Source organism: Soonwooa sp., from assembly GCF_032062245.1.
Lineage (GTDB): Bacteria > Bacteroidota > Bacteroidia > Flavobacteriales > Weeksellaceae > Soonwooa.
Genome location: NZ_DAMBQF010000003.1, coordinates 170,459 through 192,712, shown reverse-complemented (window position 1 = coordinate 192,712; position 22,254 = coordinate 170,459). Strand labels below are relative to the sequence as shown.

The 22,254-nt window shown below is 35.1% G+C and carries 16 protein-coding genes and 2 tRNA genes; 3 read left to right on the top strand and 15 right to left on the bottom strand.

Annotation, left to right across the window (positions count from 1 at the left end):
- Positions 1 to 465: 465 nt before the first annotated feature.
- From RT037_RS03660 to RT037_RS03650, 3 genes are all read left to right on the top strand, one after another.
- Positions 466 to 1,203: a CPBP family intramembrane glutamic endopeptidase gene (locus tag RT037_RS03660; protein ID WP_313028239.1), complete on the top strand. Its 738-nt coding sequence runs from the start codon at positions 466 to 468 to the stop codon at positions 1,201 to 1,203.
- Between the two features lie 62 nt (positions 1,204 to 1,265).
- Entirely contained in the window at positions 1,266 to 2,429 is a 1,164-nt protein-coding gene (locus RT037_RS03655) for a histidine kinase (protein WP_313028237.1), read from the top strand.
- 3 nt (positions 2,430 to 2,432) lie between these two features.
- Entirely contained in the window at positions 2,433 to 3,140 is a 708-nt protein-coding gene (locus RT037_RS03650; RefSeq protein WP_313028234.1) for a LytTR family DNA-binding domain-containing protein, read from the top strand.
- Between the two features lie 2 nt (positions 3,141 to 3,142).
- On the opposite strand, the gene RT037_RS03645 is transcribed toward RT037_RS03650, so the two are convergent.
- From RT037_RS03645 to holA, 15 genes are all read right to left on the bottom strand, one after another.
- Positions 3,143 to 6,193 (bottom strand): DNA polymerase III subunit alpha, encoded by a 3,051-nt coding sequence (locus RT037_RS03645; RefSeq protein WP_313028233.1) that lies wholly within the window; start codon positions 6,191 to 6,193, stop codon positions 3,143 to 3,145.
- Between the two features lie 74 nt (positions 6,194 to 6,267).
- Entirely contained in the window at positions 6,268 to 7,419 is a 1,152-nt protein-coding gene (gene dinB / locus RT037_RS03640) for a DNA polymerase IV (RefSeq protein WP_312323783.1), read from the bottom strand.
- 754 nt (positions 7,420 to 8,173) lie between these two features.
- Positions 8,174 to 8,258, bottom strand: a tRNA-Ser gene (locus RT037_RS03635).
- Positions 8,259 to 8,497: 239 nt separating this feature from the next.
- Positions 8,498 to 10,216, bottom strand: coding sequence for an ATP-binding protein (locus RT037_RS03630; RefSeq protein WP_313028231.1), 1,719 nt, complete (start codon positions 10,214 to 10,216; stop codon positions 8,498 to 8,500).
- Positions 10,217 to 10,240: 24 nt separating this feature from the next.
- The gene (locus RT037_RS03625; protein WP_313028230.1) at positions 10,241 to 11,365 is read right to left on the bottom strand and encodes a sensor protein KdpD; all 1,125 of its coding nucleotides are present in this window, start codon (positions 11,363 to 11,365) and stop codon (positions 10,241 to 10,243) included.
- A gap of 63 nt (positions 11,366 to 11,428) precedes the next feature.
- On the bottom strand, positions 11,429 to 12,511 hold the full coding sequence (locus RT037_RS03620; RefSeq protein ID WP_313028228.1) for a porin: 1,083 nt from the start codon (positions 12,509 to 12,511) through the stop codon (positions 11,429 to 11,431).
- 113 nt (positions 12,512 to 12,624) lie between these two features.
- A complete protein-coding gene (locus tag RT037_RS03615) occupies positions 12,625 to 13,185 on the bottom strand; it encodes a K(+)-transporting ATPase subunit C (protein WP_313028226.1) in 561 nt (186 codons plus the stop codon).
- A 33-nt stretch (positions 13,186 to 13,218) separates the two neighbouring features.
- A complete protein-coding gene (kdpB, locus tag RT037_RS03610; protein ID WP_313028225.1) occupies positions 13,219 to 15,333 on the bottom strand; it encodes a potassium-transporting ATPase subunit KdpB in 2,115 nt (704 codons plus the stop codon).
- A 13-nt stretch (positions 15,334 to 15,346) separates the two neighbouring features.
- Positions 15,347 to 17,035: a potassium-transporting ATPase subunit KdpA gene (gene kdpA / locus RT037_RS03605; RefSeq protein WP_313028224.1), complete on the bottom strand. Its 1,689-nt coding sequence runs from the start codon at positions 17,033 to 17,035 to the stop codon at positions 15,347 to 15,349.
- Positions 17,036 to 17,176: 141 nt separating this feature from the next.
- Positions 17,177 to 17,254, bottom strand: coding sequence for a potassium-transporting ATPase subunit F (locus RT037_RS13825; RefSeq protein ID WP_079667143.1), 78 nt, complete (start codon positions 17,252 to 17,254; stop codon positions 17,177 to 17,179).
- 432 nt (positions 17,255 to 17,686) lie between these two features.
- Positions 17,687 to 19,027, bottom strand: coding sequence for a sigma-54 dependent transcriptional regulator (locus RT037_RS03600; RefSeq protein ID WP_313028223.1), 1,341 nt, complete (start codon positions 19,025 to 19,027; stop codon positions 17,687 to 17,689).
- A gap of 371 nt (positions 19,028 to 19,398) precedes the next feature.
- A tRNA-Ser gene (locus tag RT037_RS03595) sits at positions 19,399 to 19,483 on the bottom strand.
- 208 nt (positions 19,484 to 19,691) lie between these two features.
- On the bottom strand, positions 19,692 to 20,060 hold the full coding sequence (crcB, locus tag RT037_RS03590) for a fluoride efflux transporter CrcB (protein ID WP_313028221.1): 369 nt from the start codon (positions 20,058 to 20,060) through the stop codon (positions 19,692 to 19,694).
- Positions 20,060 to 21,028: a thioredoxin-disulfide reductase gene (gene trxB, locus RT037_RS03585; protein WP_313028219.1), complete on the bottom strand. Its 969-nt coding sequence runs from the start codon at positions 21,026 to 21,028 to the stop codon at positions 20,060 to 20,062. The genes crcB and trxB overlap by 1 nt, the downstream gene beginning before the upstream one ends.
- A 189-nt stretch (positions 21,029 to 21,217) precedes the next feature.
- A complete protein-coding gene (holA, locus tag RT037_RS03580) occupies positions 21,218 to 22,252 on the bottom strand; it encodes a DNA polymerase III subunit delta (protein ID WP_313028217.1) in 1,035 nt (344 codons plus the stop codon).
- Between the last annotated feature and the right edge of the window lie 2 nt (positions 22,253 to 22,254).

The following is a 22,254-nucleotide window of genomic DNA, read 5'->3' as shown; positions in this document are numbered from 1 at the left end:
ATTTTTGAAGAAAGGCTCAGATTATAAAATCCAAGCCCTAACTTTTTAACTTACAAACTTAACGGAATAGTGTCAGACTTGCTTTTGAGAAACAAGTCTATTACTGTAAATCCATCACTTGTGTTTCTATATAGCAAAGATATTGCTATGTCTAATTGCAACCTATTCTTAAAGTGATCTTGTCTTTTGAAACTACCACAAACACTATATTCTAAATCATAAGTTTTCCATATTATTAATTTTTTTTAACTTTTTCATTTAAGAAATCGTGACAACGTGAGAAACCATTTAACTGTTTAAAGATTTTAATGAATATTACACTAATTCAAATTTATCTATAACTGAAGTTTTATACTAAACCAATACTCGTGCCTTATCTATATTTCATCGGTAAAAATCTGCGTTCTATCGGTAAAGATTTTAATTAACGTTTGACGGTTTTAGTTTTGACAAAAAATAAACATTATGTCATTACTAACACCACTTCTTTGGATTGCAATTATGCTTCCTTTCATTATTTTAGCAATTGTAAAAACTAACAAACCGAACTTAAAATATCTGCTCTATTTTCTTTTGTATTTTTTGGTCGATTGCAGTATACAAGGTTTAGCAAAAGATTATTTTCACTTCAAATCATTAGAATTAAATTTTGCTTGGGGAGGGAAAATTTTAAGTTTATTACTTTCGTTAGGAATTATATTTTCTTTAAACATGCAAAACCGCGAAGCTGTTGGATTCACTTTTAAAACCAATTCTAAAAAACAAGTAAAAGTCGGTGTTTTTGTGTTTCTAGGATTTTTGTTATTTGATTTTATCTTCAAAATGATTTTGTTCCCTAAAGGAGGAACTTTCGATTTAGAAACTTTTTTATTCCAAGCAACATTGCCAGGTTTAACGGAAGAAATTGCATTTCGTGGAATTGGATTTTGGCTTTTAGATAAAGCTTTTCCTACAAAATGGAATTACAAAGGAATCCAATTCGGTTGGGGATTTATCATCATCACAATACTTTTTGGCGTTGGTCATGGTGTCATTTTAACGACAGATTATCAAGTGAAATTTGATTTTGTAACCATTATTTATCTCATTTTAATCTCCTCATTTAGCGTTGGTGTGCTCAGAAAATTCAGTGGAAATCTCATTTTTCCAATTATTGGGCACAATTGTATTAATCTCATGAATGCTCTTATAAGAATTTTGTAATATTTTTACCATCAAAAACTTTATTGAAAGCTTCCTTTCGATAAAGTTTTCAACTAAATTTTATGGAAAATTCATCTTTTTTATCCAGTAAACTGTCCGAAAAAATTGCCGATTTAGATTTTGAAAAAGAAATAACTTGGAAGAATCGAATCATACTTCACACCTTTATGTGGCTAAGTTTTGCAATCCTTTTATTTTTGAGTTACCGATTAGCTTATGCTTTAACAACGTTCAATAGTGTTATTTTAACCCTCCGAATGGCAGTTAGTAATATGACGATATTTTATCTGTTTTTTTATGTAATTGCTCCCAAATTATTTAATCAAAAATTGGGAATTGCCATGATAATTCTTAGTCTCACATTACCTTTATTGACAAACATTTGGTTATGGATTACATTTGGTTTTTCGGTTTTATACCATTATTTAGGCTATGAAATTGGTTTTGGAGAATTAAAAGGAGCGATAACTGCAAGTGCGCAACAAACATTTTGGGGAGCGGTTTCGGTATCTAGAATTATTTCGCAAACTATCATCATTATTTCGTTGTTGTCGCCTTTTTTCTTTGTTAAAATTTTGTTTGAAATTTCAAAATTATATTCAAAATCTTTAAAAATATCGAAGCAAAATTCTCAACTTCAAATCCAAAATATCAATATCGAAAAAGACTTTTTAAAATCTCAACTTAATCCCCATTTCTTATTTAACACCTTAAATAATTTATACAGTTTAAGTCTTAAAAAAGATGATAAAATGCCCGATATGATTCTCAATTTATCCTACACGATGAGTTACACACTTTACGAATCGAACGCGGAACGACTACCATTAACAAAGGAAATTGAGTTTATTAAAAACTATGTCGAACTAGAAAAAATGCGTCATGGCGAAGAGAAAAGTATTTCGATAATTTTACCCAACGAGAACGAAACCAAAGGAAAAACAATTGCGCCTTTACTCACTTTTTCACTTATTGAAAACGCTTTTAAATATGGTTTAAAAAATAAGGAAAACGCATTTCTTAATTTAAAAATTGAAGTTAAAGATCATAAGTTTTCATTTAATTTAGAAAATGATTTTCTTCCCAAAACTGAACTTAAAAACTTTGGAGGCATCGGTTTAGAAAACCTTAAAAAGAGACTTCAACTGATATATCCAGAGAAACATTTTCTATTGGTAACGAAGAATAAAAACACGTTTAACGTGCAACTTGACATCGAACTATAACCTATGAAGACGATAAAAACGATTATTATTGATGATGAGCCTTTAGCAATTGAAGTTATTGAAAATCTTGCTTCGCAAATTCCTTTTTTGGAAATTATTGGGAGTTTTCAACATCCAATAGACGCTGTATGGTTTCTGCAAAATAATGAAGTGGATTTGGTCTTTTGTGACATTGAAATGCCGCAGCTTAATGGTTTAGAAATTATCAAATCTTTAGAAAAACCACCTGTTTTTATTATGATTACGGCGTATCGAGATTTTGCAATTGATAGTTTTGAAGTTGGCGTTTTTGATTATTTGGTGAAACCTGTTCGCATGGATCGATTTTTAAAAGCTGTAAATAAAGCCAAAGATTTTATTAATTTGAAATCACATTCAGAAATTCAACAAGTTAATGAAGATCGAATTTTCATCAAGACTGAAGGTAAATTGGTAAAAATTTTGTTAAACGAAATTGTATATATCGAAGCGCAAGGCGATTATCTTAAATTTGTTTTAAAAGATCAAAGCTACTCTACTCAGACGACTTTAAAATCACTTGAAGAAGCTTTAGTCTTCCAATCTTTTTTTAGAGTTCAAAGATCATTTATCATCAATCTTGAAGCGGTACGAAGTATCCACGGCAACCTTGTTGAATTGACCACAGGAACACAAATTAGCATTGCGCCCAACAAAAAGGAAGAGCTTTTGAAATTGTTGGGAATAAAATAATTTCACCCCATCCTCCTTGGCAAGCCAATTTCGTGCTCTTGTGGGTATGGTTTTCGGTGTGTCATGCTGATGTCTTCTTTTAGCTTTTGCATAACTTCAAAGCGCTTTTCTTCTGTGGAATGATAGCGCGGATCCGGAATCATCGGCATTTTTGCCATTTTATGAATTGTAATCGTCGGAAAATGAAAATCGACTTCTACAGTTCCCAGAAGCAAATAACAACCGCCACCCTGAAAATCATATTCTTTTAAACTATCAGGAAAATGTGCGGTGTCAAAATAATCACCATTTACGTCAATCCAAGTTCCGAAATACATCGTTCCTTTCTTTGTTGGAACGTGTTTTCGCGAAATAAGATACGCCAACATTCGCACTTGTTTTTTATGATTTTGAAGTAAATCTTTTACAAAAACATCACCTCGAAATTTGGTTTGCAACAAGTCAAAAGGCGTGCAAGAAACGGTAAAACCAATCAATTCGAATTCATCAAAAGCATCTTCAAAAGGCTCTCTTTTCAGTTGTGGAAGCCGATATTCTTGGATTGCTTCTTCAATCAACATCAAACCTCTATTTTCTGGTTTAAAATTGACTAAAAGTAATCTCGCTTCAACGAGCAATTCATTTTTTTGTTTTCCTGTAAACCTAAAAGCATCAATAAAAATGAGAATTTGTATCGTTTCCAAACCAACGGGAATTCTGCGAATAAAATCGTGTAAAGATTTAAAATCTCCATTTTTACTACGTTCTTCGGCAATTCCGTGAGCGATTTTAGATTCTAAACCATCCAAAAGCATAAAACCCAAATAAATTTCTTTTCCTTTTAAAACCGTTTGAAAACAACTCGTATTAACACAAGGATTTCGGATGATTCCTCCCGACATTTTGGCTTCGTGAACATAAACTTCGGTACGATAAAAGCCACCTTGATTGTTAATCACCGACACCATAAATTCCAGCGGATAATAAACTTTGAGATACAAACTTTGATAGCTTTCCACAGCATACGACGCGGAATGCGCCTTGCAAAACGAATATCCCGCAAAAGATTCTATCTGTCTATACGCTTCTGCAGTCAGTTTTTCGGAATGTCCTTTTTCTTTACAAGATTTGAAAAAATTGTTTTTAACTTCTTGAAGTTTTTGGATAGAACGACTTTTGCCACTCATCGCTCTTCGCAAAATATCGCCGTCCGCCAAAGTTAAACCTCCAAAATACTGTGCAATTTTAATCACATCTTCCTGATAGACCATGATTCCGTAGGTTTCTTTTAAATGTTTTTCGAATTCGGGATGAAAAAACTCGAACTGATCGGGATTATTATGGCGGAAAATATATTCGCGCATCATGCCACTTTGCGCCACACCAGGACGAATAATCGACGAAGCCGCAACCAAAACCTTGTAATTATTACATTTCAAACGGCGAAGCAAACCACGCATAGCAGGAGATTCGATGTAAAAACAGCCAATGGTTTTTCCAATCTGCAAATATTCGTTGGTTTTTACTTCATCTTTAGACAAAGTCGTGTCGCGAATATCGACGTCGATTCCGCGGGTTTCTTTAATGAGTTTCACCGTGTCATTAATCGTTCCCAAGCCACGTTGCGACAAAATATCGAGTTTTTCCAACTTAATTTCTTCGGCAACATTCATATCAAACTGAACAATCGGAAAACCTTTCGGCGGCATTTCCAAAGCGGTAAAATTCGTAATTGGCTCCTCGGAAATCAAAATTCCACAAGCATGCATACTTCGCTGATTTGGGAACTTTTCCAGCAATAATCCGTATTTATGAACCATCTTCACTACATCATTCTTATCATGCGTAGCCATCGGATTTTTTGCCAATGCATCGAGTTCTTCTTTAGGCAAACCAAATACTTTCCCCACTTCCCGAAAAATCGAACGGTATTTAAACTCTACATTCGTTCCGCAAAAAGCAACGTGATCGCGACCATAGCGATTAAAAATATATTCTAAAATCGTATCCCGATCTTGCCAACTCCAATCGATATCGAAATCGGGCGGAGATTTTCGGTTTAAATTTAAAAAACGTTCGAAATACAAATCCAATTCGAGTGGACAAATATCCGTGATTCCCAAACAATAACTGACAATAGAATTGGCACCACTTCCGCGTCCAACATGCATAAAACCCATTCTATTGCTGTACTGAACAATATCCCAAGTGATGAGAAAATATGCGCAAAAATTAAGTTCATCAATAACTTTCAGTTCTTTTTCCACTCTTTTTTTGGCGACTTCATGGTTCAATCCATAACGTTTTTCCAGACCAGAATAAGCTAGCTTTTTGAGAAGTTCTACATCTTCTTCTTTTGAATTGGTGAAACTTTTTTTGTTCTTAACTTCATTAAAATCAAACTCGAAACTGCATTGTTTCAATAAATTTTCGGTATTTTCTATTAATTGAGGATGAAATTTAAAATCATCTTTTAACTGTGATAAAGTTTTGAAACGCTCATTTGACTTACAACAATCCTTATCATTGAGTTTTGAAATTAATGTATTGAGTTCAATCGCTCGCAAAATCTTATGAAGATTGAATTCTTTTTGCGAACTCACCGTCACAGGCTGCCAAACGAGCATTTTGTATTGTAAATCCTTTAATTCAGGGCGGATTAAAAAATTAAGTTCCTCTTCTCGAATACCGATAAACTCGTTTTCTAAAAGTTTTTCGGGGATATTTTCTAAAGGATAAACTACAAAAACCTGCTTGAAATTTGGATTTTGTTTTGGTAAATCAATGCCGTGACAATTATAATCCGTCAACATTTTATTGATTTCACCAATCCCTGAAAACTCCTTTGCAATGCAGATGTACAACAACTCATTATTTTTTCTTATTTCTACTCCAACAATAGGTTTAATGCCTTTTTCTTCACATTTTTTCTTGAAATCGTAAATTCCAGTCACGGTATTAATATCCGTCAACACCAATTTTTTCAAGCCAAAATAGTCGGCTTGCTCCACCAAATCATCGATGGATAAAGTGCCGTAACGCAGGCTGTGATATGAATGACAGTTGATGAACATGGGAGGATTTGAAATTTGAAATTTAAAATTCGGGACGTAAAACATTAAACTTGAAACCCGAAAACATTAAAATTCTATACTTTCAACACATTAAAACCCGCTGCGCGACCGACCGCATTGGAGCCAAACCTATTTTTGAGATAATCCATGCTTTGATAGAGGTTGATTAACTCTTCGGTATCTTCAAATAAATCCATTTGATGTTGACCGTGAACAAGATTCGTAAACCGAAGTCCGACCAATCGCAAACGCATTCTTCGGGTATATAACTTCTCGAAAAGATCCAGCGCAACTCGTGACAAAGTATGATCTACAGCCGTATAAGCGACTCTGCATTGCTTGGTTTCGGTATCGAAATTGGCATAGCGAATCTTTAAAGTCACAGTAGAAGTCAGCCATTTTTCTTGCCGAAGTTGATATGCTAATTGTTCTGCCATTCCTGCAATCAAGCCTTTTAAAGCGACAATATCCATGGTATCGTTGGTGAATGTTCGTTCTGTGGAAATCGACTTCCTTTCAGAATAAGGAATGACGGGATTTTCATCAATTCCGTTGGCTTTTTTCCAAAGTTCGGTGCCGTTTTTACCAATCATCTGTTGAAGCACATGAACAGGCATTTCCGACAAAGTTTGTATCGTTCGAATTCCAATTCTTGATAACAATTGAAACGTAACATTCCCAACCATCGGAATTTTCTTGATGGATAAAGGGTTTAGAAAAGGTTTTATTAACGCCTCTTTGATTTCTAATTTTCCTAGAGGTTTAGCTTCTCCAGTTCCGATTTTAGAAACGGTTTTGTTTGTAGATAATGCAAAACTGATGGGCAAACCAGCTTCTTTTTTAACCGCTTCTGCAATTTCTGTCGTCCATTGATAGCACCCAAAAAACTTGTCCATTCCAGATAAATCGAGGTAAAATTCATCAATACTCGCTTTCTCCATCACGGGAACTTTTTCTTGGATAATTTCGGTCACGAGATGTGATAAATTAGAGTACAATTCGTGATCGCCACGGATGATTTTTGCATCAGGACAAAGTTTCATCGCCATACGAATGGGCATTGCAGAACGAACGCCAAATCTACGCGCTTCATAAGAGCAAGACGCCACAACACCACGATCGCCACCACCGATTATCAAAGGGATACCATTAAGTTCAGAATTGTTCCGTCTCTCGCATGACACAAAAAAAGTATCCAAATCCATATGTACAATTGCACGATCCATCATTAAGTTGAAATTTGAATTTCAAAATTAGTATGTTTTATATCAAAAAACAACATATTTATTGATACAAATTATAACAATTTTAATTTTATATAAAACCTTTAGTTGTCAAAAAAAATAGTTAGTTTTCCGGAGTAGGTTAATATCAAATAACAATTTTTAAAGCTTTGAAGTCGTAAATTATTTCCTTAGTATTTCTTTATTAAAGCTATCATATTCTTTTAATTTTAGACTAAGAACAACTGAAATTTCGAGTACAAAACGCTGATTGACGATATTCCTAATTTTACTCTTTGCTCTTCAGCAGAAATCCTTCTGCACTAGAAGCCAAGCAAGCTGTTTGTTTATTTTATAGCATAAGGATTTCATCATTAAATTCTTAATCGTACTTTTCAATTGTTTTGACTTAAGACTCTAATTCGGTTTCCAGCGTATCCTCAGAAAGTTGAAGATGTTCAACAATTTAGTAGATTCCAAGCGATGATTGAAATAGTTTGCGATCTCTAATTGGAAATTTTTCGCTTTTTCGTATCGAAATTTTTCCCTATAATAGAGATTTTTTGTAATTCGTTCAATTTATGTAACATGAAAATGCTCAAGAATCATTGTCCTGTTTTCTAACTGAACCAATATCGTCTAATGTTAATAAGATTTCTTTGACTTTTAGATCGGCTTTTGTTTAATCTAATATTGTAATATTACGTAGATGAACTGTATAAAAAAATCCTAAACATTATGTTTAGGATTTCATGTGCGGAGAGAGAGGGATTCGAACCCCCGGACCTGTTACAGTCAATAGTTTTCAAGACTACCGCAATCGACCACTCTGCCATCTCTCCAAAACAATAATTATATCGTTGTTTTGAGTGGTGCAAATATATAAAGCTTTTATATACTGACCAAATTATTTTCTAAATTATTTAAATTCTATTTCTTTTATTAACAGATCATACAACACATTCCTTTTACTTGTAAATGAAAAACTAAGTCACGATCTCATTAATCTTTGCTTATCTAAACATCATTGCTACACCATATTATAAATTATTATTTGTTGAGATAGGATTATTTTAATAATTTATATAATAAATCCAAAGCGACTACCCTCACCTATTTCGCTTTCTACGAAGATTTTTCCGCCTTGTGCTTCTATAAACTCTTTGCTGATGCTTAAGCCAAGTCCTGTTCCTTCTTTTCGAGTTCCTGGGATTCGGAAATATCTATCGAAGATTTTCTCTTGATATTCCTTTTCGATGCCGCGACCTTGATCTTTAACAACAAACAAAATTTTATCATTTTCAGGATACACTTCAACCGTCACTTTCGAATTTTCATGCGAGTAACGTATCGCATTTGATAAAAGATTATTAAGAACCCACGAGGTTTTTTCGCTGTCTGCTGTTACAAAGTCTGCATCATCGGAAAGCTTAACTTGGATATCGATTTGCTTTTGTTCGGCAGCCGCTTTATTTGCCATCACCGCATAATCAACAATTTCTGCAACGCTGGATTTTTTGATATTCAGTTGCATTACACCACTTTCGACTTGCGTAATGTTAAGCAACTCGGATGTAATTTTTAATAAACGTTCGGTATCTTCTTTGATGCCGTCAACAAGATTTTTTTGTTCAGAATTTAATTTGCCAATCCTATTATTTTCTAAAAGTTGTAATCCCATTTTAATGGAAGAAATTGGCGTTTTGAACTCATGCGAAACCGTACCCATAAAGTTGGTTTTAGCCAAATCTAATTCTTTGAAAGGTGTAATATTTTTTAACATTATTACTTGTCCGATAAACTGCGAATCGCTTTCCCCCGTTGATATAATGTTGATGTCGATAACTTCTTTTTCAAAATAGCTTTCTTTAGCATCTGCATAGATTTTCATCGGCTCTTCATTAGGATTAATCGGCGTCCCAGCAATAATTTCTTTAATCATTTCACGAATTAAATCGTTATTAATAGCGACATCCTGAATTTGTTTTCCGACAAGCTGTTCTTTTTTTAAACCCGAAATTTTTAAGGCTTCATCATTTACAAAAAGGACGATTTTATGTTCATCAATTCCGATGACAGGATCGTGCATATTGTCGATAAGTGTTTCTATACGACGTTTTCCTTTAATGATACGATCGAGTTTACTTTCAGAATAAGCTTGAATTTTTTCTGCCATAATGTTAAAAGATCTTGCTAATTCTCCAAATTCGCTATGACTCTCAAAATGGACACGTTCTTTGTAATTTTGATTTGCAATTTGCTTAATACTGTTCGACAATTCTTGGATTGGATTTGCAATATTAGCTGGTAAATTAATTAATAAAATAAATGCTAAAAGAAAACACAAAGTCCCAACCACCGACACGACTGTAATTGCATTGTGCGCCGTTGTGTCTGCGATGCTACTTTTATGTTCGATAGCTTCCATGTTAAGCCGCATTAGTTCGGCAATATCTTTCCTAATCGAGGAAATAATCTGCTGATTTTCTGGCTCTTTTTTTAATAATTCAAAATGGTTAGCAACATTTTCGGTAGCTTCTTTTTCGCCAAGTTCTGTTACATTTTTTTGTTGTTTCTGGAGGTGTTTTTGAAAGGTCGAAATTGCCATTGGGTCGGACTTAACATCTTCCAAAGTCAGCAACATATTACGAGAATACAACAAGGTATTGTAATTGGCCATCAATATATTATTGGTGTCGCGTTTTAGCTGATTGATGTACCATCCACTAACGACAGAAAGAACAATAATCATCAAAAAAAGGAAACCTACACCAAAGGTTAATTTTGTTTTTATTTTCATCTCAAATTGCGTTTCTGTGGTATATTAGCTAAGAATTACCAAGTCTATTTTTTCTTTTTCTAAACGGTTAAGAAGAGTATTAAAAGTATCGGTTGCCAACACGATTTTCCAAAGTTTAAGCCTTGGTTTCCCAATGCATACATTTGTAATCTTGCGCTGGTCACATTGTTCGATAATACTTTTGGTTACATTAGAAGCCTCCACTTTTATAATTTCGGCGCCCAATTCTGTTGCTAATTTAAAATTATTAATTAAATGTCGTTGCTTGTCTAAAGCTATTTTGTCAGCACTTTCTTTCGGAATTTGCACATAGAATACAAACCATTTGCTGTTATAATAATTTGCTAAACGAGCGGTTTTTCTGATAACATTTTTCGCAGTTTTTTCGTTGGAACTTATACAAGCCAAAAATTTTTCTTTCTTCGTGTTTTTTGATAATACAACTTCGGTTTCAACTTTTCTTTGTACTTGCGATGCGACTTCCTTCAGCGCTAATTCACGAAGTTGCAGAATATGTTCGGATTTAAAAAAGTTAGTTAACGCAGACTGAATTTTGGTTTGATCATAAATCTTGCCCTGAGTCAATCGACTAATCAACTCTTCGGCAGTTAAATCAATATTAACAACCTCATTAGCCTGCGCTAAAACACTATCAGGAATCCTTTCTTTAACCTCTACACTTGTAATCTGCCGAACTTCTTCATTAAGACTTTCGATGTGTTGAATATTAACCGCACTTATCACATTAATACCAGCATCCAAAATATCCATCACATCTTGCCAGCGTTTTTCGTTTTTGCTACCTTCGATATTGGTATGCGCCAACTCATCAACAATAACCACTTCGGGATGCATATTGATTACCATTGCAACATCCAACTCTTCCAACTCTTTGCCTTTATAGAATAATTTGCGACGCGCAATCATCGGAAGACCTTCGAGTAATGCATGGGTTTCTTTACGATTATGAGTTTCGATGTAGGCAATTTTGACATCAATGTTGTTAGCTAAAAGACTATGCGCCTCTTGAAGCATACGGTAGGTTTTTCCAACGCCCGCACTCATCCCGATGTAGATTTTGAATTTTCCACGGCGAGATTTTTTAATGAGATCTAGAAATTCTTCTGCAGATTTGCGTGTTTCCTCCATGTTATGTTTAATTCTATTCGAATAGTATAAGTTACTTAAAATTAAATAAAACGATTATTTCCATTAAAAACTGACTGCCAGAGATGTCGTTACAAAATAGTTGTTAGGAACCAACTGGTTATCTTTTTCAAAAATTCTATCTTTCGATGATAAGCCGCGGGCTTCAACACGCCACATTACATTATCTAGGATTTTGTAATCGTAATTGATTGAATATCCAAAAGTTTGAAATCCGTTTTTAGTTTCCGTAGGAATCATCACGCCATTTTTATCATTATAATATTCTAATCTTGCACTTAGTCTGCTTTTTTCATTGGGTGTAAAATGCGCCATCATCACAGGCGAATACCAGCAATTATATTGGCTACTGGCTTTTTCTTTCTGTTCTACACCAATGTCGAATCCAGCTAATAATGCCCATTTTTCGTTTAATTGAAAATTGGCGTAAAGGTCATGAAAATAACGCATCTGGCGAAGGCTATCTGTTTTATCATTACCAATGAAAGAGCTACTATTAATGCTTATTTTATCATTGAATTTATAAGTCAATTGATGACCAAAGGAAATGGAGTTATTGCCATCTACTTTTTGGATCCTTTGCCAACCATTAAGCACCAATCCGGCAAGATACAATTTGCCGTTATCCGAGGTGTAAGATACGCGCGCACCAGTCTCAAAATAAGGCGAATTTTCGGCAGTAATACTTCTTGTTAAAGTCCAACAATCGGTTCCAATAGCGCTTTCCCAACCGATATGAGAAGGTAAAATCCCAGCATCTAGCCAGATATCTTTGGATTTTGATAACTTAACTCCAATGTTAGCTTCGTAGATATTTTTAAGTACACCTGACTCCGCAGCATAATTCGCATTCATGTAAGTACCCGTGCCCAAAGCGATGTTAGCTCGTACATTCTCTTTGTTGTATGACGCTTTTATTATACCGATATTAAGATTAACCTCATTATGACGCTGAAATGCGTACATAAAATCGGGACGATTGTGATGACTTGGATTTCCGAAATCGTAGCTATAATAGACATCAGCATATCCACTGATTTTTAAAGGAGATTCTTGTTTCAAAGAATCGATTTGTGCATAAGACATTGTAGTAAATAATGTCATAATGCCGAAGAAAAGTTTTTTCATTGTTTTGAAGAAATTTTCCGGCAAGCCTTACAACTTGCCGAAAAACAAAATATAAATTAATAAATATGGATTCTTTAGAAATTGACGAATAATAGTCATCCGTCAATCATTTTTTAGTGTAATTGATCTAGCGCGATATTGAGCTTCAACACAATAATTTTTTCTGGTCCAAAAAGTCCTAATACAGGTTTTTCGGTTTCAGTTTTTATTAGATCTAAAACTTTAGTTTCAGAAAGTTGACGAAGACTTGCAATTCTTTTAGCTTGTACCTCTGCTGCTTTTACAGAAATATGAGGATCTAGACCTGATCCACTCGCTGTAATCATATCCACTGGGATGTCTTGTTTTGCAATACCAGGATTGTGTTTCTGAAAATTCTCAATTCTCGCTTCTACCTCTTTAAGATATTCTGGATTGGTTGCTCCTTTGTTACTAGCGCCAGAACCTGCTGCATTGTAATCTACAGCTGATGGTCTCGACCAAAAGTAATTGTCGTTATCAAATTTCTGTCCCACATTCGAGTAGTATTTTTTGCCTTGATAAGTTACAATTTCACCTTTTCCTTGGTTGGGACTCAACTGGGCAATTCCCCACATCAAAGCTGGATAAGCAACAGCCAAAACAAGTATCAAAGCTAAACTCATACGCAAGGCTGGTAATATATTATTTTTCATTTTTTTAAATTTTAAATAAAAACAAGTCAATGATTAAAAGAAGAATGACACTAGGATATCGATGATTTTAATCCCAATAAACGGGACGATAATTCCACCAAGTCCGTAGATAAATAGATTTCTTCTTAATAAAGCCGAAGCTCCGATTGGTTTGTATGCAACACCTTTCAACGCCAACGGAATTAAAATCGGGATAATAATCGCATTAAAAATAATTGCAGAAAGAATAGCTGACTCTGGCGAATGCAATCGCATGATATTAAGTCCTTGCAAAGCCGGTATTGCCGCAATAAAAAGCGCTGGAATAATGGCAAAATACTTCGCAACATCATTCGCAATACTAAATGTGGTCAGCGTTCCACGCGTCATCAAAAGCTGTTTTCCGATTTCTACAATCTCGATCAACTTCGTTGGATCGTTATCCAAATCCACCATGTTTCCGGCTTCTTTAGCTGCTTGTGTTCCACTGTTCATCGCGACGCCGACATCAGCTTGTGCCAAGGCTGGTGCATCGTTGGTTCCGTCGCCCATCATCGCTACCAATCTTCCTTCGGATTGTTCTTTTTTGATGTAGTTCATTTTATCCTCAGGTTTTGCTTCTGCGATAAAATCGTCTACACCAGCCTTCTCTGCAATGTATTTCGCTGTTAAAGGATTGTCACCAGTAACCATCACGGTTTTAATTCCCATTTTGCGAAGTCTTTCGAAACGCTCTTGGATGCCTGGCTTGATAATATCTTGAAGTTCAATAACACCTAATACTTTCTCATTTTCTGCCAAAACTAAAGGCGTTCCACCGTTGGTCGAGATTCGGGTTACTTCTTCAGCAATCTCTTTAGGAACTGTATTTCCAGCTTTTTCCACTAAATTTTTAATAGCATCAAAAGCACCTTTTCTAATTCTTTGATTTTCGAAATCCAATCCAGAACTTCTCGTCTCAGCCGTGAATTTTATAAATTGAATTTTAGACAAGGCGTAATTCAACATTGTTCCGCGGTTGTTATAAGCGATTTTCTCGCTGTCCGTTGTCCATTGTCCTTCGTCCTGTTGTGCTGCCAACTCCACAATCGACTTACCTTCTGGCGTTTCGTCCGTTAATGAACTTAAAGCGATAACATTTAGAAAATGTTGACTGTCTACTCCTTGCGCTGCAAAAAAGTTAGTCGCTTTACGATTTCCGATTGTGATCGTTCCTGTTTTATCCAAAAGTAAAACATCGATATCACCAGCCGTTTCCACAGCTTTACCACTTTTAGTAATCACATTGGCACGCAAAGCTCTGTCCATCCCCGCAATCCCAATCGCAGAAAGCAATCCACCAATCGTTGTCGGAATAAGACAAACAAATAATGAGATAAATGCTGCAATGGTAATTGGCGCTTGTGCGTAATCTGCAAAAGGTTTTAGCGTCACTGTAACGATGATAAATACTAGTGTAAAGCCAGCCAATAAGATTGTTAAAGCAATTTCGTTAGGTGTTTTTTGACGTGCTGCACCTTCTACCAATGCAATCATTTTATCCAAAAAACTTTCGCCTTGTTCGGTTGTTGCAACTACTTTAATTTGGTCAGACAAAACTTTAGTTCCGCCAGTCACGCTACTTTTGTCACCACCAGCTTCACGAATAACAGGCGCACTTTCACCAGTAATGGCACTTTCGTCAATAGTTGCCAAACCTTCGATAATTTCGCCATCGGCAGGAATAATATCGCCCGCTTCGCAAAGGAAAATATCGCCTTTCTTTAAAGTTGATGAGTTGATAACCGTAATCGGATATTGATCAGATTTTTCACGAGAAAATTCGCCGTTTCCGATATTCAGTTTTTTTGCGGGCGTTTCTTCTCTTGTTTTTCTAAGACTATCCGCTTGTGCTTTTCCTCTAGCTTCTGCGATAGCTTCAGCAAAATTTGCAAAAAGCAAAGTCACAAATAAGATTAAAAAAACTGCAAAATTGTATGCAAAACTGCTTTGTGATTTTTCGCCAAGTAGCGTCCAAATACTAACGCAGAGCATAATAACTATCCCTATTTCTACCAAAAACATAATTGGATTACGGAACATTGTTTTAGGGTTTAGTTTCACAAAAGATTCTGCGAGTGCTGTTTGCACCATATCTTTTTGAAACAATGATTTATTTTGAGATTTCATTTTCTGTTAAAATTTATTTTATAGAAAAATATTCAGCGATTGGTCCCAAGGCAAGTGATGGGAAAAATGCAAGTGCTGCAATGATGATGATAACGGCAAAAACCATTAATCCAAAAGTTGCGGTGTCGGTTTTTAAAGTACCTGCACTTTCTGGGATAAAGCGTTTCTCGGCCAATAATCCAGCGATGGCAACAGGACCGATAATTGGAAGATAACGGCTAAGGATTAATACAAATCCTGTCGAGATATTCCACCAAGGCGTGTTATCACCAAGTCCTTCGAAACCACTTCCGTTATTAGCTGATGCGGAAGTAAATTCGTACAACATTTCGCTAAATCCGTGGAAACCTGGATTATTAAGCGTTGCTGCGCCTTCACTTGGCATTGCCGCTGTTAAGGCTGTACCCACAAGAATTAAGAAAGGATGTAAAAGTGCTATCATCATAGCGATTTTCATTTCGCGTGCTTCAATTTTTTTACCCAAAAATTCAGGAGTTCTACCCACCATTAACCCGCTGATGAAAACAGCCAAAATAATAAAGACAAAAAAGTTAAGAATACCAACGCCAACGCCACCGTAGAAGGCATTAATCATCATTGCCAGTAGCTCATTCATCCCAGATAAAGGCATCGAACTGTCTTGCATTGCGTTAATAGATCCTGTCGAGATAACGGTCGTTACAATACTCCAAAAGCCTGATGCCGCCGCACCAATTCGGGCTTCTTTACCTTCCATCGCACCTAGTGCATTATCAATCCCCATGGACGAAATCATTGGATTCCCATTCATCTCCATAATGATATTTGGTACAGCTAATGCAAGAAAACCAACAGTCATTACACCATAGATCATCCAAGACAATTTTCGACGTTTAATAAAGAATCCAAAAGCGAAAACCATTGCCACAGGAATTATGAACTGCGCAATCATTTCAGTCATATTACTAAAGTAAGTAGGATTTTCTAGAGGATGCGTTCCATTTGCTCCGAAAAATCCTCCACCATTGGTTCCTAAATGTTTAATAGCGATAAAAGCTGCAGCAGGACCACGAGAAACTTCGACTTTATCACCTTGGAAATTGACAATTGCGTCTTTACCTTCAAAAGTCATTGGTGTACCTTGGAAAGCCAAAATACTTGCAACAACTATAGACATTGGTAAAAGAATACGTGTACAAGATTTCACAAAGAATTTGTAAAAATTACCGAGTTGCGTTGTTGTTTTGTCTCTAAATGCGCGGAAAACAACTGCAGCAGCAGCCATGCCAACACCAGCACTTACGAATTGTAAAAACATCAACCACATTTGTCCCAAATACGACATGCCCGTTTCTCCAGAATAATGCTGAAGATTACAGTTAACCATGAAAGAGATAATTGTATTAAACGCTAAATCTGCAGACATGCTAGGATTATGATCAGGATTAAGAGGCAAGCTACCTTGTGTCATCAAAATAACCATACCTAATAGAAACCAAACCAAATTGATTGTTATTAAGGCTTGAAGGTGTTTTTGCCACGTCATTTCTGCATTAGGATTAACACCTGCAACTTTAAAAATTAGTTTTTCTAGTGGACCGAAAATCCGATTTCCACTTTTACTTTCTCCGCCATATACTCTGGCAATGTACTTCCCTAGTGGAAAAGCCAGCAGCATTGTTAGCGTAAACATGGCTATAACGCCTAGTATTTCTGTATTCATTTCTGAAAAAAATATTTTATAGAATTATTAAATCTGCTTTAGCCGAATCAAAGCCAAGTATATTATGGCAACAACAAATGCCCACATAATTAATACAATAAAAAAATTGTGAATTTGCTTTTTGATTTCGGGTTTCATTTTTTAGAATTTTTCCGGTTTTAGCAATACATAGATGATGTAGATAAACACCATGATTGCGATAATAAATAGTAATGTCATTTTTATAAATTTTGAATTTTGATCTGTAATTACATTTTTTCGAAAAAGTCAATGGCTTTATAAAAAATTGCAAAACACATAATTCCTGCAAGGACTAGAATAATTGTAAGCATGAGTGGAAAATTTAATCATGATAAAAATTGAGCGATGGCACATGCGACAAATCCGAAGATTGCAATTCCCAAAACAATATGTTTGGGTTTTATACCATAATGATGAAACTGTGTTCGTCTTACTAAATGAATTTTTTGAGCTTTTGTTCTCATATGTTTATTTTATTTGTTCGAAAACACTAATGCCAAAACATAATCCATTTTAGAAATAAAATATCTAAAACTCTAATTATCAAAACATTACAAAACATAACCTTAATTCCAAACACAAAAAAAGCCTATCAAAATGATAGGCTTCTTCTCAAAACGATACTATTTTTCAGAGTTGATACTCTTCTATTTTTCGGTACAAAGTTGCAATTCCGATTTCCATGAGACGCGCCGCTTCGGCTTTGTTACCTTTAGTAAATTTCAGAATCTTTTGGATGTGTTGCTTTTCTATATTCGCCATCGAAAACTCAGACAAATCATTATCCTTAGTAGAAGCCGAATTAACAATGAAATCCAAAGGAAGGCTTTCTAACAAAAGTTCGGAACCGTCGGTTAAAATGACACTTCGTTCGATAATATTGCGAAGCTCGCGTATGTTACCCTTCCAGTTATGTTTTTGCAAAGCCTCCATATATTCTGCCGAAATCAACGCAATATGTTTGGATGATTTAACGGAAAATTTAGACAAGAAAAACTGTGCTAATGCAGGAATATCGGCAACTCGGTCACGTAAAGACGGTAACGAAATTTGGAAAACCGCAATCCTGTAAAACAAATCTTCTCGGAAATTAGCGGCATCAATTTCTTGTTGCAAGTTGCGATTGGTCGCTGCAATAATCCGCACATTCACCTTTATTGGTTTGGTATCACCGACTTTCAAAAACTCGCCAGATTCTAGAACTCGTAATAATTTGGCTTGTAAATCGAGTGGCATTTCGCCAATCTCGTCAAGGAAAACCGTTCCGTTATTGGCTTCTTCAAAAATGCCTTTTGCATCTTTAACCGCGCCAGTAAAAGCACCAGCTTTGTGTCCAAACAATTCATTTTCCAGAAGTTCTTTGCTAAAAGCCGAACAATTGACAGCAATAAAATTCTGTTTATTGCGTAAACTAGCATTATGAATGGCTTGTGCGAAAACTTCTTTTCCCGTTCCTGTTTCGCCAGTCAACAAAACTGTTGCATCCGTTGTTGCTACTTTCTTTGCCGAATCTATTGCCAACTTCAGCGACTTCGAATCGCCAACAATAGTGTCAAATGATTGTTGATTTCCTAACTGTTTTTCAAGTTGAAGAACGTGACGATTAAGCTTTACTTTTTCGGCAGCTTTGTAAACCAACGGAATAATCTTGTTATTGTCATCGCCTTTAGTAATATAGTCGAACGCACCATTTTTAATCGCTTGGACACCGTCTGGAATGTTTCCAAACGCGGTCAACAAAATAACTTCGGTCGCTGGATATTTATTTTTCACCAATTTAGAAAAATCGACACCGCTACCGTCCGGCAATTTGACATCGCAAACTACTACATCAATATCATCCAATTCTAAACGTTTGGTAGCTGCTTTCAGATTAGAAACAGTTATAACATCAAAATCTTCAAGGCCTAAAATTCGGGCTAATAAAGTTCTGATTTTTTCTTCGTCGTCGATGATAAGAATCCTCGCCATAATAGGAAATTATTGTGCAAATATATTTTTATAGTTTCAAATAAAGAATTAAATCAATTATTTTAAATTCTATTTTACATATAAACGCTTAATTAGTTCATAAATCTCAAAATTGTAAGGGGAAAAATTGTAAGATAACAGGCTTTAGAAGAGATTTTTATTTAAAAATAAAAATAAGGGAAAGTTGATGATATGATTTAACTGTTTTAGTACTAATTCGCTCTTGAGATCAAAATTTTGGACTGAGAAAGCGATTTTAATTTATCAAGAGTAATTTACTTCATTATAATTTTGAGTTTCCATGAAGTTATCAAATCCTTTATAATTTGGATAAAAAAAGTCCCAAACTTTCGTTCGGGACTTTTATTAAGCGGAGAGAGAGGGATTCGAACCCCCGGACCTGTTACAGTCAATAGTTTTCAAGACTACCGCAATCGACCACTCTGCCATCTCTCCAAAACAGCGATGGTATCGTTGTTTTGAGTGGTGCAAATATATAAAGCTTTTATATATTGACCAAATTATTTTTTAAGTTTTTTGATGAAATTTAAACTCGCTATCATCAAAATATTTTAAAAGTAAATATACTTTATTGAAAATTAATACTTTGTAAATTTTATGCTTAAAGTATAATTTAAAAAAAATAATATTAAAAAGTTAGATTTTAGTTTTTTGCAAAAGATAAACCCATTAATACTGCAAAAAATCCTAAAATGATACTTAGTAAAATATAAGAAATAAGGGAAACGTAATTTCCGTTTTGATAAAGGATGACATTCTCCGCAGAAAAGGTTGAAAATGTTGTAAAAGCGCCACAAAATCCTGTGATAAATAAGAATTTTAGTCCTGAATCTTGTTTAATAAAATAAGCCGAAAATAGACCTATCAAAAAGCAACCAACCAAATTAATAATCAAAGTTGCAATCGGAAAGCCCGAAGTTTTGAAAAACTTCAAAGAAAAAAAAGAGATGAGATAGCGCAAAATACTGCCTATCCCACCTCCTATGAATATTAAAACTAAGTTTTTTAACATTAGTCTTGCACTACCCAAGTATGATTTTCGCCACTTAACTCGCCAATGTATTTTTCTGCATCCATTGCCGCCATACAACCGCTACCAGCCGCTGTAATCGCTTGTCTGTAATGCGAATCTTGTACATCACCCGCAGCAAAAACGCCTGGCAAATTGGTTACAGTAGATTTCCCTTCTGTGATGATGTAACCATGCTCGTCCAAGTTAATTTGTCCTTTGAAAACATCTGTATTTGGTTTGTGTCCAATCGCGATAAAAATACCATGAACATCAATTTTTGATTGTTCTTGTGTTTGGTTATTAATCGCTACAGCTCTTTCTACCATAGAATTTTCACCTTCGATAGCAATTAATTCATGATTGAATTTAACTTCAATATTTGGTGTTGACATCACACGATCTACCATTACTTTTGAAGCACGGAAATGATCTTTACGAACCAACATTGTCACTTTATTACAGATTTTAGATAGATAAGTCGCTTCCTCAGCAGCCGTGTCACCAGCACCTACAACGATAACATCTTTTCCTCTATAGAAAAATCCGTCGCAAGTTGCACAAGCCGAAACCCCGCCACCAGCGTACTTTTTCTCATCATCAAGCCCAAGATATTTAGCAGCAGCACCAGTTGAGATGATTACCGTTTTTGCTAAGATATCGCGACTTCCAGTAGAAATCTTGTGTACACCACCTCTTTCCTTAGCGAAGTCTACTTTCGAAATCATTTCGTAATGTACTTTGGTCTCAAATCGTTCTGCTTGCTTTTGCAATTGCATCATCATTTCTGGACCAGTAACGCCATCAGGATAACCTGGGAAGTTTTCGACTTCTGTCGTCGTTGTCAACTGTCCGCCTGGCTCAAGTCCTGTGAATAATTCTGGTTTTAGGTTAGCTCTTGCAGCGTAAATTGCCGCTGTGTAACCTGCAGGTCCTGACCCAACGATAACACAATCTAAAATGTTTTCCATATCTTTTTTCTCTCTTTTAAAATTAAAGTTTCAAAAATCGTAATTAATTTTAGTTCAAGCTAATTTTGACTAATTAATTTTTTCGATTTTGATATTTATATAATCTTATCTATTTATGAAGCTTTTTTGTTTTAAACCATTTTTTAAAAGTTTTAAACAACTTAAAGTCTTTATAATTAAATAGTTAAATTAATTCATCTTGATTTGGTCGATGTTTAAAATTTTAAAAGTCATTTCGACATAGATTTCATCATCTTCCATTTGACGTACGCCTAGACCTTTTGATTTTAAATCCATTTCGCGAATGACAGAGATAATTCTGGTCGCTAATTTAAGTGGATAAAAACGTGCTGCTTCTGCAAAATTCTGAATAGCATAAGGATTTACGCCAATTTCTTTTGCGATAACCGATGGCGATTGCCCAATTAAAGTATGGTACATCACCAGATCCGAGAAGAATTTATACAAAGCGCCAATCGACATTTGGATGGGATTTGACTTTTTATTTTTGCCCATATAATAAGCAATTTTAAAGGCACGTTCTTTATTTTTTGTTGCTATAGCTTTTTGAAGTTCGAAGATGTTGTAGTCTTTGCTAATCCCGATATGTTCTTCAACAATTTTGTTATCGAGAACATCACCTTCTTTTAAAACTAGTTTAAGTTTATTAAGCTCGTTCGCAATACGAGAAAGGTCGCTACCAAGATATTCAGCTAAAAGGAAACTAACATTGGGCGCCGCTTTGTAACCAAATCTTTCAATTTCGGATTGTATCCAAGTGGCTAATTGTGAGTCTTTTATTTTATCACTTAAAAATAAAAATTTCTTTGTTGTCAGTTCTTTACTAACTTTTTTACGAGAGTCCAGCTTCTTGTGTTTGTGGGCAAAAACGAGAATTGTCGATTCAACCGGCGCATTGAGATAAGCCAAAAAAGCGTCGGATTCTGACTCTTCCAATTTGAGATCTTGCGCTTCTTTAACAATGATTAATTGCTTGTCGCCCATCATCGGATATTGCCTTGCCAAGGACAAAATCTCGCCATAATTAGTGTCTTTTCCGTAGACAACGGTTTGGTTAAAAGCCTTTTCATCTTCTTCCAAAACATCATTTTCGAAATGTTTGGTCGCTACATCAATATAATAAGGTTCTTCGCCATGTAAGAAATATATTGGTAAAAACTCTTTATTTTTAATACTTTTGAGGACAATTTCTATATCTTTCATAA